At 68.5% G+C, this 17139-nt stretch carries 14 protein-coding genes and 1 pseudogene; 7 read left to right on the top strand and 8 right to left on the bottom strand.

Annotated elements, in window-relative coordinates; translation table 11 throughout:
* Positions 1-36 precede the first annotated feature (36 nt).
* Positions 37-1410, bottom strand: coding sequence for a condensation domain-containing protein (locus Rhe02_RS45335; RefSeq protein ID WP_203914760.1), 1374 nt, complete (start codon positions 1408-1410; stop codon positions 37-39).
* Entirely contained in the window at positions 1407-1661 is a 255-nt protein-coding gene (locus Rhe02_RS45340; protein WP_203914761.1) for an acyl carrier protein, read from the bottom strand. Before Rhe02_RS45340 ends, Rhe02_RS45335 begins: the two co-directional genes overlap by 4 nt.
* Positions 1662-1807: 146 nt before the next feature.
* On the opposite strand from Rhe02_RS45340, the gene Rhe02_RS45345 reads away from it, so the two are divergent.
* Positions 1808-4738: an AfsR/SARP family transcriptional regulator gene (locus tag Rhe02_RS45345; protein ID WP_203914762.1), complete on the top strand. Its 2931-nt coding sequence runs from the start codon at positions 1808-1810 to the stop codon at positions 4736-4738.
* Here Rhe02_RS45345 and Rhe02_RS45350 read toward each other — a convergent pair.
* The 3 genes from Rhe02_RS45350 to Rhe02_RS45360 form a co-directional block, all read right to left on the bottom strand.
* Positions 4703-5350 carry a peptidoglycan-binding domain-containing protein gene (locus Rhe02_RS45350; RefSeq protein ID WP_203914763.1) on the bottom strand — a complete coding sequence of 216 codons (648 nt, stop codon included), beginning with the start codon at positions 5348-5350 and terminating at the stop codon, positions 4703-4705. The genes Rhe02_RS45345 and Rhe02_RS45350 overlap by 36 nt on opposite strands.
* 182 nt (positions 5351-5532) lie before the next feature.
* Positions 5533-5955: a hypothetical protein gene (locus Rhe02_RS45355; RefSeq protein WP_203914764.1), complete on the bottom strand. Its 423-nt coding sequence runs from the start codon at positions 5953-5955 to the stop codon at positions 5533-5535.
* A complete protein-coding gene (locus Rhe02_RS45360; RefSeq protein WP_203914765.1) occupies positions 5952-6710 on the bottom strand; it encodes an MBOAT family protein in 759 nt (252 codons plus the stop codon). Before Rhe02_RS45360 ends, Rhe02_RS45355 begins: the two co-directional genes overlap by 4 nt.
* Before the next feature lie 69 nt (positions 6711-6779).
* Here Rhe02_RS45360 and Rhe02_RS45365 point away from each other — a divergent pair, with 69 nt between their 5' ends.
* From Rhe02_RS45365 to Rhe02_RS45385, 5 genes and pseudogenes are all read left to right on the top strand, one after another.
* Positions 6780-7487 (top strand): MerR family transcriptional regulator, encoded by a 708-nt coding sequence (locus tag Rhe02_RS45365; protein WP_203914766.1) that lies wholly within the window; start codon positions 6780-6782, stop codon positions 7485-7487.
* Positions 7484-8650, top strand: coding sequence for a dipeptidase (locus Rhe02_RS45370; RefSeq protein WP_203914767.1), 1167 nt, complete (start codon positions 7484-7486; stop codon positions 8648-8650). Before Rhe02_RS45365 ends, Rhe02_RS45370 begins: the two co-directional genes overlap by 4 nt.
* Positions 8651-8715: 65 nt before the next feature.
* Positions 8716-9204, top strand: a pseudogene (locus Rhe02_RS50325) (SigE family RNA polymerase sigma factor); the annotation flags it as partial.
* Positions 9205-10444: 1240 nt separating this feature from the next.
* Positions 10445-10987: a SigE family RNA polymerase sigma factor gene (locus tag Rhe02_RS45380; RefSeq protein WP_203914769.1), complete on the top strand. Its 543-nt coding sequence runs from the start codon at positions 10445-10447 to the stop codon at positions 10985-10987.
* Positions 10988-10989: 2 nt separating this feature from the next.
* On the top strand, positions 10990-12243 hold the full coding sequence (locus tag Rhe02_RS45385) for a hypothetical protein (protein ID WP_203914770.1): 1254 nt from the start codon (positions 10990-10992) through the stop codon (positions 12241-12243).
* 5 nt (positions 12244-12248) lie between these two features.
* Here the strand turns inward: Rhe02_RS45385 and Rhe02_RS45390 are convergent, their stop codons facing one another.
* Genes Rhe02_RS45390 through Rhe02_RS45400 form a run of 3 tightly spaced genes read right to left on the bottom strand, consistent with a single transcriptional unit; the run spans position 12249 to position 14704 of the window.
* The gene (locus Rhe02_RS45390; RefSeq protein ID WP_203914771.1) at positions 12249-12839 is read right to left on the bottom strand and encodes a hypothetical protein; all 591 of its coding nucleotides are present in this window, start codon (positions 12837-12839) and stop codon (positions 12249-12251) included.
* A gap of 1 nt (position 12840) precedes the next feature.
* Positions 12841-13407 (bottom strand): TetR/AcrR family transcriptional regulator, encoded by a 567-nt coding sequence (locus Rhe02_RS45395; RefSeq protein ID WP_203914772.1) that lies wholly within the window; start codon positions 13405-13407, stop codon positions 12841-12843.
* A 58-nt stretch (positions 13408-13465) separates the two neighbouring features.
* Positions 13466-14704 (bottom strand): serine hydrolase domain-containing protein, encoded by a 1239-nt coding sequence (locus tag Rhe02_RS45400; RefSeq protein ID WP_239124478.1) that lies wholly within the window; start codon positions 14702-14704, stop codon positions 13466-13468.
* A gap of 229 nt (positions 14705-14933) precedes the next feature.
* Here Rhe02_RS45400 and Rhe02_RS45405 point away from each other — a divergent pair, with 229 nt between their 5' ends.
* The gene (locus Rhe02_RS45405; RefSeq protein WP_203914773.1) at positions 14934-17060 is read left to right on the top strand and encodes an NB-ARC domain-containing protein; all 2127 of its coding nucleotides are present in this window, start codon (positions 14934-14936) and stop codon (positions 17058-17060) included.
* The last annotated feature ends 79 nt before the right edge of the window (positions 17061-17139 follow it).

The raw sequence follows: 17139 nt of genomic DNA on the forward strand, positions 1-17139 counted from the left end.
CCTACCCACCAAAGCCGTTACCTCCCAACGACTGGCTCAGCCGGCGGGATGGGTCTGGGAGGTCAGCTCGGAGAGGTGGGCCTCGGGGCGGTCGACGACCGCGGTCAGCAGCTGCTCATAGCGCTGGGCCAGGGCGGCCACCCGGTTGGCGTCGAAAAGCGTGTCGTCGTAGCGGAAGCCGACGCTGAGCTCGTGCTCATCCAGCCGCCACACGTCGATGACGAGGTCGTGCAGGGTCTTGGCGTGCGGATGCGGGAAGTCCTCGACCTGCAGCCCGGCCAGGTCCTCCTTGTCCTTGCCCCCGCTGTTGGGGCGCATGCTGAAGATGACTTGGAACAGCTGGGTCCGGTTGGCTATCCGGGGCAGGTTCAGCGCGTCCACCACCCGGCTGAACGGCACGTTCTGCCGGCGAAGGGCCGCGATCACCGCTTTGCGGGTGCGCAGCAGCAGCTCGGCGAAGGTCGGGTCGCCCGACAGATCGCCGCGCAGCGCCACCGTATTGGCGAACAAACCTACGACCGGCTCCAGGTCGACCACCGTGCGGCCGGCGACCGCCGAGCCGACGCAGATGTCCTCCTGCCCGGTTTCCGAGGCCAGCAGTGCCTGCATAGCGGCAAGCAGCACCATGAACGGCGTGCATCGGCGGGCCCGGGCCAGCTCGGCGATCCGCTGCGGCAGCTCGCCGCCGGCCGAGTGGAACAGCTCCCCGCTGCCGGCGACTTTCTCGGCCGGCCGGGGGCGGTCGGTGGGCAGGTCCAGCAGCGGCACGTCGGCCAGCTGCTCACGCCAGTAATCCAGGTCGGCTTCCTCGGACGGCTGTTGGACGGTCTGCTGCCACAGCGCGAAGTCGCCGTACTGCACCTTCAACTCGGGCAGGTCGAGCGGGACATCGTCCACAAAGGACTGATAGGCGGCCCGCATGTCCTGGGCCAGGATTCGTTGCGAGGCACCGTCGGCCAGCACATGGTGCTCGGTGAAGCACCACACGTGATGCTCCTCGCCGAGCCGGATCAGGCAGGAGCGCACCAGCGGGCCGCCGACCAGGTCGAGCAGGGCGTGGGTGCGTTTGGCCACTATTTGCTGGGCCTGCTCCTCCCGTTCCGGCTCGGGCAGCCCGGTCAGGTCGATGAGCTCGGTCTCCAGCCCGCCGCCGGGCGGTTTGATCACCTGTACCGGCTGGCCGTCGCGTAGGACGAAGGTGGTGCGGAAGCTCTCGTGCCGGTCGACCACCGCGCCGACCGCGTCGCACCAGCCCTGGGTCTTCAGTGGACCCCGCAAGCGCCAGATCACGAAGACCTGGGGCGAGGCGTCGCCGCTGTAAGCGGTGCACAGGTACCAGATCCGTTGCTGCAAAGCCGACAGCGGCAGCTCGGCCAGGTCCGCCGGGCGGCGGGTCACCGGGGCGGTCACCGGGCACCGCCCTGCGCCAGGTGGGCGAGCAGATCGTCCATCGTGTCCAGGCGCGGCCCATGTCCCGCCAAATCGATCTCCACATCGTATTCCAGCTCGACCGCGTCGATCAGCCGCAGCAGGCCGAGGGAGTCCACGCCCAGCGCGCTCAGCGAAGCGCCGGCCATCAGCGCGTCGGCCGGTGACACCCGGCCATCGGTGGCCTGATGCACGAGCTCAGCGATGCGTTGCCTTACTGCGGTGTCCGCCACGGCTTGCCTCCGGCCTTCTCAACTTCCCCATGATGGTCGGGGCCTTGAAGAACGTATCGAGCATGCCGTATGGGATGGCGCGATGCCAGCCTGTCTTGCCAACGTGGGCGCAAGCACTTGAGCATTTCAGACATCAATCATCTAATATGTGGCGATGGGTGCGCCGGGGCGGTGACACCCGCACGGCTCATGGCGGTGGCTGGATGTTGCGGGTCCAGGTGCTCGGCGAGGTCTGTGCGTGGCGGGGCAATGACCCGGTCGCGCTCGGGCCGGCATCCCGGCGCGCGATGCTGGGTCTCCTTGCGCTGGCTGGCGGGCAGCCGTTGCCGCGCGCCGAGCTGGTGGCCGGTGTCTGGTACGGACGGCCGCCCCCACCGAGCGCGGTGAACGTCCTGCACACCCACGTCAAGCATCTGCGCCGGCTGCTCGAGCCGGAGCGGCCCGCGGGCGCGGAGGCCGTCGTGGTGCGCCGGGTCGGCGAGGGGTATGCCCTGCACATGCCCGCCTGCACGGTGGACGTGGTGGAGTTCCGCGTCGAGGTCGCCGCCGCCGCGACGCTGCGCCGCGAGGGCCGGCTGCACGAGGCGATCACCGTGCTGGAACGCGCCCTGGCCCGGTGGCAGGGCCCTCCGCTCACCGATGTCCCCGCCTTGGCCGGGCATCCCAAGCTGGTCGCGTTGGTGCAGGAGCGGCAGTCCGCACTCGGCCGGTACGGCGACCTGATGATCGCGGCGGGAAGGGCGGCGGACGTCGTCGCGGCGCTGGAGGAGGAGGCTGCGGCGCGGCCGCTGGACGAGGTGGCGCAGGCACGGCTGATGCTGGCCTATCGCGGCCTGGGGCGGCGCGATCGGGCGTTTGCCACCTACCACGCGGTGCGCCGACTGCTCGCCGACGATCTGGGTGTCGATCCGGGGCCGGAGCTGGCGGCCGTACACAATGATTTGTTGCAAGATGCCCCACCTTCGCTGCCCACCGTGGAAGCAGAGGCTGCACCGCTTGTCATCGCCGGAGTGCCGGAACCGGTGACACCTGCCCAGCTGATCGGGGAGGTGCCGGTGTTTGCCGGGCGGGCGGCCGAACTGGCCCTGTTGGACGGTTTGCTGGACGCCGGCGAGCAAACGGCCCCGGTGGTGGTGGTGTCCGGGGCCGCCGGGATGGGCAAGACCAGCCTCGCGGTGCATTGGGCGCACCGGGTGGCGTCGCAGTTCCCCGATGGACAGCTGTATGTGAACCTGCGTGGGTTCCATCCCACCGGCGCGCCGATGGACCCGGCCGAGGCGCTGCGGCGTTTCCTCGACGCTCTCGGGGTCGCGGGTGGACAGATCCCGGCTGACCTGGACGCGCTCGCGGCGCTCTATCGAAGCAAGCTGGCCGGGCGGCGGGTGCTTGTCGTGCTTGACAATGCCGTCGACGTGGCGCAGGTGCGGCCGCTGCTGCCGGGCATGCGCTCGTGTCTGGCCGTGGTCACCAGCCGCAACCAGCTGGCCGGTCTGGTGGCCGCGGAGGGGGCGCTGCCGGTGTCGCTCAATCCGCTCGCCCCGGCGGAGGCACATGATCTTCTGGTACGACGGCTCGGCGCAGACCGGGCCGCAGCCGAGCCCGAGGCGGTGGCGGAAATCGTGCAAAGGTGTGCCGGGCTGCCCCTGGCCCTGGCGATCTTCGCGGCGCGGGCGGTCATCGGTGGCGGCCATCCGCTTCAGGCCTATGCCAAGGAGTTGCGTAAGGCCGGTGGCCGCCTCGACGCCCTCGCCGTGGGCGACTCCGGCATCGATCTGCGCGAGGTCTTCTCCTGGTCCTATCTGGCATTGGGCGAGCTGAGCGCCCGGCTGTTCCGGTTGCTGGGCACGCATCCGGGCCCGGACATTTCGGCCGCCGCGGCGGCGAGCCTGGCCGGGCAGCCGCTGCCGCAGACCCGGGCGGCTTTGACCGAGCTGGTGTCGGCCAGCCTGCTGCTCACCCCGATCCCGGGCCGGTACGCGCTGCACGATCTCGTTCGCGCCTATGCCGCGGAGCTGGTCGAGCGGACCGAGTCGGCGCCGCGCAGACGGGCTGCAGGCCGGAGGATGCTGGCCCACTACGTGCACACCGCCCATGCGGCGGAGCGCCTGCTGAATCCGGCCCGCGGCACCATCGAGCTGGAGCCGTTGCCACCCGGCGTCACCGCCGAGGCGTTCCCCGACGGCCAGGAGGCGCTGGCCTGGTTTGCCGGTGAGCACAGCGTTCTGCTCGCCATCGTCGACCAGACCGTCGCGGCGCGGCAGGACACCGAGACCTGGCAGCTGGCGTGGACACTGTGGACCCATCTGGATCGGCAGGGCTATTGGGCCGATCTGGCCGCCGCCTCGGAGGTCGCTATCGCCGCGGCGGGCCGGGCCGCCGGTCCCGGCGTACAGGCTGACGCCTACCGGATGCTCGCGCGCGCCTACACCCGGATAGGCCGCCTGGAGGACGCGCGCGCCCAGTTGCAGCACGCGCTCGACCTCTACCGGCGGGTCGGAGACCGCAACGGCCAAGCCAACACCCACCTCAACGCCGCGCTGGTGTGGGAACGCCAAAGCGAGCACGGCAAAGCTCTCGAACACGCGCAAACGGCACTGGATCTGTTCACGGAGGACGACGACAGGGTCGGTCAGGGCCGGGCCCGCAACGCGGTCGGCTGGTATCACACCCTGCTCGGCGACCACGCCCAAGCGCTGGCGCACTGCAAGGCGGCGCTGGCCGAACAGGAGATGGCCAGCGATCGGGCGCCGATCTGGGACAGTCTCGGTTACGCCCACCACAAATTGGGCCACCACACCGAGGCGGTGCGGTGTTTTCAGCACGCTGTCGACCTCTACGGCGAAATCGGCGACCGTCATCTGGAGGGGCTCGTGCTCGCCCATCTGGCCGAAGCTCAGCAGGCCGCGGGAGCCCTGCGGCAGGCTCGTGCCTCCTGGCGGCGGGCGCTGGCGATCCTCACCGAGCTCGATCCGCCCGCCGCCGAACAGGCCCGGATCGCTTTGGCGGGGCTGGCCCTGGCCGACCAGCCCCGCGTCAGCGGCTCAGCAGTCCAGACAGGGGACTGGCGAAATGGATAACTTGTTCCCGCTGAACCCGACCTTGCTCCACTGCGGGAAGAACGCCCACTCCCCACCGCTGGGGAATTCCACCGAGTACAAGGAATAGGCGCCACCGTCCTGGACGTCGTAGTCACCTCGGTGGAACACCATGGTCCGTCCCGTTGCCGTGCTGTAGTACTCGATCCACCAGGTCCTGGTGCCGTGCACCCAGTACAGCTTGTCGTCGGCCCTCGCCCAGGTGCTTGCGCCCACCCGGCCGTCGGCGGTGAGGCCGTATCTGGTCTGCCACGCCTTGGTGGCGTTGGCGGTGTTGGGGCCGAAATCGCCGTCCACGCCCTCGTCGGTGAGGAATCCCTCGGTGTACAGGAGGCCCTGCCACATGACGACAAGGTCACTGTTCATCGAGTCACCGCAGCCGTTGCACAGGGCGTTGCCCAGCTCGCTGAAGTGGTCGCCCCAATCGTCGGTGAGCACACCTGCCCCGTCAACGAAAGTGGAGCCGTACAAGCCGGAGAGGCCGTCGGTGCTGCCGGCGTGCGCAGTGCCGCTGGCCATGGTGACGGGCAGGATCAGCGAGCCGGCCACCAACACCCGCAAGCCGATCCTCCGGAGAAAACGGTGCTTTTGCATGCGCTTTCCTTTCGTGCCTTACTGGTGTTTTCCTTGGGGCACGGCAAACCGAGGGTTGTGTGCTCCAAAATGGACACTGCCGCAAGGCGAAGTTCACGGTCCGTCCCCCTCGGTCACCATGCTCTGCGACCATCCTATCTCGACGATCATCTTCGATTCCGCCCCGGCAAGTGTGTGGGTGGTCACCTTGTCAGGTGCCAGATCGCGGTGCCGAGGTAGGTGATGGCCAGAGCCGCGAAGGCCGACTCGAGGACTATTCGCGCCACTACGAAGCGACGGCCGGCCGGCCATGGATCGTTGCCGAAGATACGATCGACGACGGCGACCCGGATCAGCCAGTAAAGTCCAATGAAGACAGACAAACCGATCGCCGTGGCCTCGCCCCGGACGAACCGGTCGTGCAAGGTGGCTGTCAGCACGGCGAAAGCCAGATAGGTGAAGACGATGTATCCGGCAGAGACGACATAGAGTTTGCGGTTGGCCGCGTCCAGTCGCGCCAATTGGGTGCGCCATTGAAGTTTTGCCGGTACCTGGAAGCTGACCACGAGAAGCATGGCCTGACCCGCTGCGGCGAGCCACAGCGCGAGGCTGATGAGGGTGGTCATCGGGTTCCTCCAACTAGGGGTAGCACCAGCGCGTCGCGAAACGCCCGGTGAAAAAGCAGGGGCAGCGGAAGCAACAGCCACGCCCAGGTCCACAGGCGACGGGCCCAGGGGTGCCAGCGCAACACCTTCAGGCGTCCCTCGGCATTGGTGGCGGCCGCGTGCAGGGCGAAGTAGAGCGTGGGGGTGCCGTAACCGGCGCCGACCGGGAAGCTGATGGCTAGTTCGTGCAGCAGGCCGGACAGGAGGAAGGCGGCCACCGCCGCGTGCCGTCCGAAGCGGCGGCGCAGCGCGGGCATGAAGACGACCTGGTTCATCTGGACGAAGGCGTGGTTCCAGCGCAGGCTCCAGAATTCGCGCAGGCTCCGGCTGCGCAACGGCGCGTCGAAGAGCCGGCGGACGGCGAACCCGTTCAGCCGCAGCCCGCCGGTGACCACATCGGAAAGACCGAGGTGGAAGGTGCAGAGGATGACCGCGATCCCGAGCCAGCCCCGCGCGAACGGCCCGATATCGCTGTGCCACAACATGATCCAGCAAGTCACCGCTCCGGCCATCACCGCCGTTCCCTGAGCCATCAAGGAAAAAGCCGCGGTGCGATTGGCCGGCCGGCGCTGGGCGAAGGGCCGGGTGGCGACGCCGGGCCAGATGGTGCTGTAGGCGAGCAGCCCGAGGCCGGTGGGCAGCGGGCCGCGCCAGAGGCCGACCAGCTTGGCGAAGGCGTAGATCGCGGCGCAGCAGACGAGCGAACCGATCAGCATGCTCTAACATTTACTAGTGAGGTATTTACTAGTCAAATGCTTGTGCGCTAGATCGCATAGGATGGACCCGTGGTGGAGCTGACCATTGACGAGCTGGCGCAGCGGGCCGGCACCAAGACCTCGACCATCCGGATGTACCAGACGCGCGGGCTGCTGCCCGGTCCGGTTCTGCAAGGCCGGGTCGGCTTCTACGACGAGTCGCACCTGAGCCGGCTTCGGATGATCTCGCGCCTGCAGGACCGTGGTTACTCGCTGGCGGCCATCAAGGACCTGGTCGACGGCTGGGACCACGGGGCCAACCTGGCCGACGTGCTCGGTCTGATCCGGCTGGGCGAGCCGGCCGAGATCACGGCGGAGGACCTCGCCGCCATCTTTCCCGCCGGCGCCGAGCTGGACCCGGCCCTCGCCAAGCGGGCCATGGCGCTCGGGCTGCTCGAAATCGACGGCTCCACCGGCGCGATGCGCTCGGCAAGTGCCCGCTTTCTCAAGGTGGGTAAGGAATTGGCGTCCCATGGGGTGCCGGCCGAGGTGGCTTTGGACCAATACGAAGCCCTCGCCGCCGACACCCGGCGCATCGCGGACCGGTTCGTCGATCTCTTCGAGCAGCACGTGCTGCCCGACGGCGTCCCGTCGCCCGATGAGCTCGCGGCCCAGGCCGAGGTCATCGCCCGCTTCCAGCGGCTGGCCGCCGAAGCCGTCCAGGAGCTGCTCACGCTGGCGTTGACCGATGCCGCGCGCACGGCGATCGCCAGGCGCGTTGGTACGGTGAGCAGATGATCAGCCCTAGGGTGGCGGCGGTGCTGCGTGAGGCGCCCGTCGTGGACGGACACAACGATCTTCCGTGGGCCCTGCGGATCCGCGGGCAGCGGGGCTTCGACACCATCGACCGCGACACCGCTGCCGACGGCCTGCACACCGATCTGCCCCGGCTGCGCAAAGGTGCGGTTGGCGCGCAGTTCTGGTCGGCGTTCGTGCCCCCGACGCTTCCTGGCGACACGGCGGTGACCGCCACGCTTGAGCAGATCGACGCGATCCACCGGATGGCCGAGCATTACCCGGCAGATCTGGTCACGGCCACCTGCGCCGACGACATGGAAAACGCTCGTGCCAAAGGAAAGCTGGCCTGCCTCATCGGTGTCGAGGGTGGCCACTCGATCGCCTGCTCCCTGGGCACACTGCGCACGATGCACGCGCTCGGCGTCCGCTATCTCACGCTCACCCATTTCCAGAACACCCCGTGGGCCGATAGCGCGACCGATGTGCCCGGGGTCGGTGGGCTCTCCGACTTCGGCCGCGAGGTGGTCAGGGAGTGCAACCGGCTGGGCGTGATGGCCGATCTGTCCCATGTCGCCGACAGCACAATGAACGCCACTCTGGACATCTCGACCGCGCCCGCGTTCTTCTCGCATTCGTCGGCCCGAGCCCTGTGCGGGCATGAGCGCAACGTTCCCGACGATGTGCTGCTGCGGGTGCGCGACAGCAACGGGATCGTCATGGTGACTTTCGTCCCCGGCTTCCTCAACGAGGAATGTCGCGTGTGGATAGACGCGCTGCTTGCCGAGTCGAAGGCGCTGGCCGCACAGCTGGGCGCGGAGTCGGCGGAGCTTCGCGCGGCCGAGGCGGCGTGGCTTCGCGCCAATCCGCGCCCGCCGTGCACCATCGCTGACGTGGCAGATCACGTGGAGCACGTCCGGGCAGTGGCGGGTGTCGACCACGTCGGGCTGGGTGGCGACTATGACGGTGTGGTCGCGCTGCCCGACGGGCTCGAGGGGGTGGACGGCTACCCGCTTCTGGTGGAGGAGCTGGCCTCCCGCGGCTGGCCCGATGCCGATCTGGCGAAGCTCACCTGGCACAACGCCGTGCGCGTGCTGCGCGACACCGAGGCCGCGGCCAAGCAGGCTCAGCAGCAGCGCGGCCCATCGCTGGCCGTGTTCGGATAGCCCGGGCAACCATTGGCGAACCGGGTCGCGTCCTGGTGTGCATGGTGGCATCTACCGTGACCCACATGTCCGCAGAGTTCGACTCGTTCGTCCGGGCCAGGACGGCGCCGCTGTTGCGGTCGGCCTACTTCCTGACCGGCGATCAGCATCTTGCGGAGGACCTGGTCCAGGCGGCGCTGGCCCGCACCCACCGGGCCTGGTCCAACCTGCACGCAACGGCGGCGGCCGACGCCTACACCCGCAAGACCATGTATCACCTGCAGGTTTCCTGGTGGCGTCGGCGGCGGGTGGCGGAGACGCTGACCGAGCACCTTCCGGCGCGGGCCGCCGACCTCGACCTGGCGGAGTCGACCGCGCTGCAGGTCACCCTGCGCTCGGTGCTGCTGAGGCTGCCGGCCCGCCAGCGAGCTGTGCTCGTGCTGCGCTTCTTCGACGATCTCACCGAGGCGCAGACCGCCAACGTGCTGGGCGTGACCGTGGGCACGGTGAAAAGCCAGACCGCCAAGGCCTTGGCCAAGCTGCGGGTGCTCGCTCCCGAACTTAGAGATTTTTATGCGGGTACGGTCGACGAGGTTCGCCCGGTCGACCTGCGTGACGGTGCGGTCTCGCAATCGCGGCGGCTGGCGGCGCGCCGGGCCACGGTCGCCGTGGTCGTGGTGCTGGCGGCCGTGGTGACCGGGCTGGTCACCCTTTTCGGCCTCGGGCCGGACGAAAACGTCCCGCCGATCGGGCCCACCCCATCCCCCACGCCTGCACCATCGCCGACGGTGCTGCCGGCCCGCCCCGCCGAACTTGACCTTCGTGACCTCGGTCCTTTCCGCAATGTCACGATCGCGGTGCCGGCGTGGGCGGGCGCGCGTGGGTCGCAGTGCCCGTCGGGGCAGGTCCACCTGAACGACGGTGGCACCACGGAAGGCGGCTCCCTTCTTCCGGTTTGGGTGGACCAGTACACCGAGACCGATGTGGACGCCGACGGCGACGCGGACCTGGTCGCCATCGTGAGGTGCAGCGAGGGACCGGAGTCGCCGGGCTCGGAGGTCATTGCCTTCCGCCGGGACAGCAACGGCCGGCCGGTGACCCTGGGCCGCATCGTCGGCACCCGGGACGGATTCGGCGCCATCTACCAGGTCGTGGCCGCGGACGGCGGCGTTGAGGTGGAGCTGAGCAAGGAATACACCGACACGGGTCAGCAGTACGTGCCGGTCCAGGCCCGCACCTATCGGCTCGTCGGGGGAGTCGCGCGTCAGATAGCCGGACCGACCTCGTTCGAGCAGAACCCCGAACACGCGGTGCTGTGGGTCGACGCGACCGACTTGACGCTGCGCCCCGCGGCGGGCGGTCATTACGCCGGCCACCTCATCGTGACAGTGGCCAATCGCGGCAGCCTCTATGTCGCGAGGGCGGAACTTCGCATGCGGCTCAACGGCAATTGGCTCAAGCCGGCCGGCGCCACGTGGTCGTCGTGCTTTCGTGAGGACTACTCCACTCCGGTGTCGTTCCAGGTGATCTGCGCGGCGCCCGAGCTGCCGGCGGGCGCGAACGTGAAGATGGAATTCGACTTCGTCGCCGAAACGCTTCCCGCCGAGCTCAATCCCAAGCCGCAGTTCGAATGGCAGCAGCCCTACAGCGTCGAGATCGGGCAGCTGGCACCCTACACCTATGAGCAGTCGCAGCAGACCGAGATGCCGTTCTCCGTCGTGTTGGGCTGAGGCATTCAGGGACAAGATTCTTTGCTGGTGGCACAACCTCGCGAGGGGCCGGATACGTCCATGGGAAGACGACCCCGGGGGTGTTATGAGATCGGAAGCGATAGATGAGAGCGACCGCCTATACACCGAGTACATAACCACGCAGCTCGGTCAGCTGCGAAGGCTGGCCATCGTGCTCTGCCAGGACTCACACCGGGCCGACGACCTGGTGCAGGAGGCGATCACCAAGCTCTACACCCGCTGGCACAGGCGTCATGCCATCGACCACCTCGATCGGTACCTGCGTTCCATCCTGGTTCGCGAGTTCCTTGATTCGCAGCGGGTCGGCTGGATGCGGCGGGTGAGGCTGGCCGCCGAATCGCCGGAGATGGTCAGCCCGCAGGCCGACTCGGTCGAGGACCGGATGGTGGTGCGGGCGCTGTTGGGACAGATGCCGGCGCGCCAGCGCGCTGTCGTCGTGCTGCGTTTCATGTGCGATCTGCCGGTGGACGAGGTCGCCGAGATCCTCGGCTGTTCCGAAGGCACCGTCAAGAGCCAAACCTCGGCCGGGCTGGTCACGTTGCGCCGCCACGTCGGTGGGGTGTCCGACGGTGCGCCGTCGCCGAGAAGTGTTGCTGTGAGGAGCTAGCGATGCAAGACGAGAACGAGGAATACCGGCGGCTGCTGAACACGGTGGCCGATCAGCCCGGCATCGCGTCCACAGTGGACATTGGCAGGGCCATCGCGGAAGGCAAGCACCGGCAGCGCGTGCGCCGCATGCGGGTGGTGGCGGCCACGGCCGGTGTCAGCGCGGTGGCCGTGATGGCGATTCCCTTTGCCCTGCAATCGATCGATCGTAAACCGGTCGGCCTGGCGTCCGCCGCGCCGTCGGCGCCGGCCAGCGCCACACCGACCGCGAAGGCGGGCTTTCAGACCCGGCCCTACGATCGTTCCGGCACGCGGGCGCTGCCGGCCTCGTGCACCCCGCGCAAGCTCGCCGTCCCGGGCGGCAACGGGATCCAAAGCTATGTCACCAACGTGGACCCGTCGGGCCTCTACGCGACCGGGCGCATCTACGACGACGACCAGAATCCGGTGATCTGGCGTGACGGGCACCCCACCCAAATTTCGATGGGCGGTGACGACGACATGCTCCAGGACGCCACCAGCAAAGGTGACGCCGTGGGCTTCAGCTATCGGTCGGACGGCCCACAGGCCCAGGCCTATGTGGGCGGTGTGCTGACCAAGCTGCGCGGCGGCAGCGCCGAAGCGTCCGGCATCAACGAGCGCGGCGCGATCTCCGGTTTCCTCGATGAGGGAAGGACCCGGACGGCGGTCACCTGGCCCTCTGCCGCCAGCGATCCGGTTCGGCTCGCGGTGCCGGAGGGCACCCTGCGCGCCATGGCCAACGACATCGACGAGGACGGCACCATCGTCGGCAACATCGTGCGATTCCTGCCCAACAACGGCCGCATCGCCTACGTCTGGTACCCCGATGGCACCGCTCAAGCGCTGCCGACACCGGTCTGGGAAGGTCAATATGCGACGGATTTCGATGCCCGCAGCATCAGCAACGGCTGGGTCACCGGCTACGTCACCTTGGCCCAGAAGCGTTCGGCCGGGGTGCGGTGGGACCTGGTCACCGGGAAAGTGATGGTGCTCGACGGTCTCGAGTGGAGCAACGACGTGAGCCGCTTCGGCTGGATCGTCGGGATGAACACCCACCAGGACGCGGTCATGACCGACGGTGTCAACACCGTTCCGCTGACCGCCCTCTATGCCAAGCCGGAGTACGGAATGAACTGGGGCGAGGCGATCAGCGACGACGGGTTGACCATCGTCGGCCACAACGACGACAAGAGCTACGACGGGCTACAGCGAGCCGTCATCTGGAAGTGCAAGTAGCGAAGTTAGATGCGGGCTTGCCGCCACAGGTTGGCAGCGACGGCCAGACAGCCCACGGCGGCAAGCACGCCGTGGGCGATCCGCACCGGCGCCGGGGTGAAGAACTGAGGCAGATAGGTGGCGAAGGCTATCGCGAATATCAGCGATCCCCATCGGGCGAGCCCGCCCTCGTTCCACCAGGCGACAGCGGTGAGGATGGCGCCGGCGGCGATGAGAAGGAGCCCGACACCGAAGATCGTGATCGCGACCGGCTGGTAGCGCACGGCGTCGACCGTGGCGAGCAGATCCCCCTTACCCGTGGCGATAGCGTGCAGCCCGAAATCTTCCGCGCCGTAATAGGGCAGGACGAGTCCGCTGCCGATCCAGAAGACGATCGCCGGAGTGATAGTCCTGAGGCAGAGCAATCCTATGGGTACCAGAATGAATCCGATGATGGCGAAGAAATGCGCCGCGACCCAGGCGGAGGAACCCATCGATGCCGCGGCGCCGGCGGCGGTGGTCTCGTCGTGCCATGGCCGCACTGCCGGGTACAACAGAAAAAGCAGACCGGCCAAAGCGAGTGCCGCGGCCGCGAAGCGAGGACGAAGAGTGGACATCTCACTGCTCCTGTGCGTTATGTAGGTAGGACAGATACATCTCGATGAGGTGGGAGAAGGTGTCGTCAGGGGATTCGGCCATGCCGAAGCCGGCACTGGACTCGATGGACGAGAAGCCATGCACGATCACCCGCAGGCATCGGATGGCATGGATGGCAGCCGACCCTTCGAGCGCGTAGTGCCGCAGCGTGGCCGCGAAGACGCCAATCAGTGCGCCTGACGCGTTGGCCAGCGCGGGATCGTGCTGTGGATCGGCCGGCATCGCCGCATAGCGCGCGGGATGCTCGACCGCGTAATGGCGCAACTGTCGCATCAGGACGGTCACCGCATCGTCGCCGCTGCGCCCCAGCACCGCGGCGGTGGCCACGTCGGCCATCTCCCGCAGCACCCGGTTGGCCACCAGCGAGCGCAGCTCGGCCAGCCCGCCCACATGTTTGTAGAGCGACGGGGTGGCCACCCCGACCAGCGCGGCCACCGAGGCGAGGGTGAGTGCGGCCGCCCCATCGCGGTCGACCACCGCGAGCGCGGCGGTGACCACCGCCTCCTCGTTCAGGCCGGCCCTAGGCATCGTGGTTAAGCTCCATAGCTCTAAAGCTAATACCGTTAGCTTTAGAGCGCAACCCCGATCAGCTCGGGCGCTGCGAGCGTTCCCCCAGCACGGTTCGGTAGAGCGCGTCGCGCAAGGCGAGCTCGCGGGGGTCGTCCCACAGGTGGAAGCCCATGCGGTTCATGGTGTAGGCGAATCCGATCCCGGTCTGTGGATCGGCGAAGCCGAACGAGCCGCCCGCGCCGGGGGTGCCGAACGCCCGCTCCTCCGAACCGCCGAACCGGAAGCGGGGGAAGGGTTTGATGTAGCCGAGTGAGAAGACTGAGTCGACCCCCAGCACCATGTCGCGCAGGCCTCCGCTGGGTGGGCGGGCAGGCCGCGTCAATGCCGCCAAAGTGGACATGGCCAGGCCCAGTTTGGACTCCTCACTGGCCACCGCGCCGTAGAGCTGAGCCACGGCACGCGCCTCGCCGGTGCCGTTGGCGGCGGGCAGCTCGAGCCGTCGTACCTGGGCCAGGTTGTAGTTGTCCGCCTCGGCCAGCACCTTCGGATTGGCGAAGCTGCGGGCGGTGATGCTGCGTGGGTTGAGAAAACCCGCGACGAACCGCCACGGCATGGCGTTGAGATGCCCCAGCATCTCCGCCGGTTTGAACCCGTGGATGCGCGCCAGCCGCTGCGGGTCGGTGTCGTCGGGCAGTCCGATGTGGAAGTGCAGCCCGAGGGGACCGGCGATCTCCTCGGCGAAGAACCGGCCCAGGCTGCGTGACTTCGGGTCCACCCGGCGCAACAGCTCGCCCTCGTACCAGCCAAGGGAAATCGCGTGATAACCGTGCCGTTTCCCCGGCGCCCAAGCCGGTCGCTGGGCGGCTAGGGCCTGCGCGACCACATCGAGGTCGGCCAGGTCGGCCAGGCTGAGCGGCTGGTCGATGGCGCACAGCCCGGCCTGATGGGACAGCAGCTGCCTTACCGTCACGTCGGCCTTGCCCGCCTGCGCGAACTGTGGCCAGTAAGCCGCCACCGGCTGGTCGTAGTCGAGCAGGCCGCGCGAGTGAGCCAGGGCCAGGGCGAGGGAGGCGACGCCCTTGGTGGTGGAGAAGACGTTCACCATGGTGTCGGAACGCCAAGGCGCGCGGGCGATCCCGTCGCGATAGCCGCCCCACAGGTCGACCACCTTGCGGCCGTCGCGATAGACGGCGCAGGCCGCCCCGATCTCCCCGCGCTGGGCGAAGTTGCGCCGGAACGCGTCGGCGACCGCGCCGTAGCCCTCATCGACGTCGCCGGCAACCAGATCGGAGGGAACGTCCACTTTGAGCACCATCGAGCCTCCTCATCGAGCCTGACATGGGCGTTTCGCTGGCACAGTCGCAGCCAGTAAACGACATCGCGGAATTCGGCGGTATCGGCGAACCCACCGGCGTAAGGACATCTGGCTGTGGGCACAGCTGCGTGCGGACCCGGGTGTCATCTAAGGTGCTGGATGAAGGGGCGGTGGGGTCGTGGCGGCATTCAGCAGGGCGAAATGGCCTTCTGACGGTCCGGTCCGCGTCATGCTGTCCTACCTGGACGAGTTGCACCGCAACGCGGGGCGGCCCTCCCTCACCGAGATCGGCCGGGCCGTCGCCCTGGCCCCAAGTACCCTTTCCGGCTTCTTCACGGCGACCCGCCGGATCAGCCGAGGCAACCTTGAGTTGATCGTCGAACATCTCGGCGGCGACGTCGCCCATGCCGAGGTCCTGCGGCGCGCCGCCGCCGCGGTATGGGACGGCGGACCGGCGCAGCACCGCAGCCGGGCAGGCGAGGCCCTGCCGGTGGAGCCCATGGCGCGGCTCGAGGTGATCCTGTTCGACTCCTCGGTCAACACGCTGAACCGGCCGGAGCGTCTGATCGGCCGCGATCATCTGGTGGTCGAGCTGGAGCGGATGCTGGCGCAACGGCGTCGCTTCCTGCTGCACGGCATGGGCGGCGCGGGCAAGACCGCGCTGGCCGCCACGGTCGCCGATCGTCTTGCCGACGCGGGCGAGTCCTACCTGTGGCTGCGACCTGGACAGTCCGATGTGGAGGGTGCGGTCGACGCGCTGGTGCGCTCGCTGGCCTCGACCGCCGAGCGGGACGCAATCGCCGCCACCACGGGCGATGCCCGGCTCACCGCGCTGCAGGCGATGATCCTGCGGCTCGGCGTCGCCTTCGTCGTTCTGGACGACGTATGGGAACCCCTGCTCGCCTACACCCTCTTGCGCGCGTTGCCGGCCGGGGTGGGAGCGATCGTCACCTCCCGCCTCAAGCTCGGCCTCGCCGACGCGATCGAGGTCGCCGAGCTAGCCCCGGCCGATGCGTTGACCCTGCTGACTTTGCACGCCGGCCGGGCCTGGGCCGACGAGGCACAGGAGCTGTGCGCGGATCTGGGGCACCACCCCTACGCCATCGAGATCGCCGGTTGCCATCTGCGGCTCTACCAGCTCACCCCGGCCGAGTTGCGCCGGCAGGTGGCACCGCACGAGCTGGTGATGCCCGGTTCGTTCGCCGCCCCCGACCGGGAGGGGATCACCCGCCTGCTCGACCGGTCCTTCGCCGCGCTGGGTGCCGCGCCGTCGGACCGCGACGCCCGGGCGGTCCTACAGGCCTTCGGCGCCCTGCACAGCGGGGCCGCGACCGCCGAGCTGCTGGCCGTCTATCTCGGGTCCGACCTGGTGCGCACCCGCCAGGCGCTGCACCGCCTCATGGACCTGAGCCTGGTCAAGCGTTCCCAGGTTTACGAGGTGCACGAGCTGACCTTCAGCTACGCGCGGATGCTCGGTGGTGAGCCGAGCATCAAGGCCGTGACCGAGTTCGCCACCATCCATGCCCAAGACCATCGACTGCTGGCGCTGGATCTGGACAACCTGCTGGGCGCCGCGGCGGAGGCGCAATCGGCGGACCCGTCGTCGTTCCTGGCCATCATCGAGGTCTTCGCCACCGGCGGCTATCTGGACCACCACGGCCACACGCTGGGCCTGCTGCGGCTGCTGGACGACGCCATCGCCCTGGCCGAGCCGCCGTTGCGGCACACCCTGCTGGCGAAGAGGGCCAACGCCCACATCCACCGTGGCGAGTTTCGCCGTGCCGCCGAGGTGTACGAGCTGGCCCTGCAGCTGGCGCCGAGCTCGCATCGCCGCATCGTCATGCTCAGCCTGATCGGCAAGTCCCTGGCCGAACTCGGCGAACACGACGCCGCCCAGGCCCGGCTCGACCAGGCTCGTGCCCTGGCCCAGCAGACCGGCGACAATCCAGGTTTGCTGGAAGTGCTCGAACAGATGACCTTGGCCGCGTTCCGGCGGCAGGACTATCCGGGGGTACTGGAGGCAGCCCGGGCCGGCGTGGAGCTGAGCCGGCTGGTGGGCGATCGGGTGACCGAAGCGGTATGCCTCAACAATGCGGGGCTGGCGGAGTTCAAGCTGGGGGTGAGCGCCGCGCTGCGGCTTCAGGAGCAGGCCCGCGACATCGCCGTCGAGCTGGGCAGCGACTGGTTGCTGGCGATGACCAGCCGCACCATCGCGGCCGGCCATCACGCTTTCGAGGACTTCGACGCCGCGCGGGAGCACTACGAGCGGGCGCTGCAGCTCTACATCAGCCAGGGCAAGAAGGAGCTCGAGCTCAGGCTGCGCAAGGTGATGCGCCAGTTCGGCTATCTGGACTGATCCAGACTTCGCGATCGGTTCGCGGTCCGTTCGCCATTCGTTCGCGGCCGCCGGCTCGCGCGGCATTGTTTGTCCTATC

The organism is Rhizocola hellebori, from assembly GCF_016862955.1.
In the GTDB taxonomy this organism is placed as follows: Bacteria; Actinomycetota; Actinomycetes; order Mycobacteriales; family Micromonosporaceae; genus Rhizocola; species Rhizocola hellebori.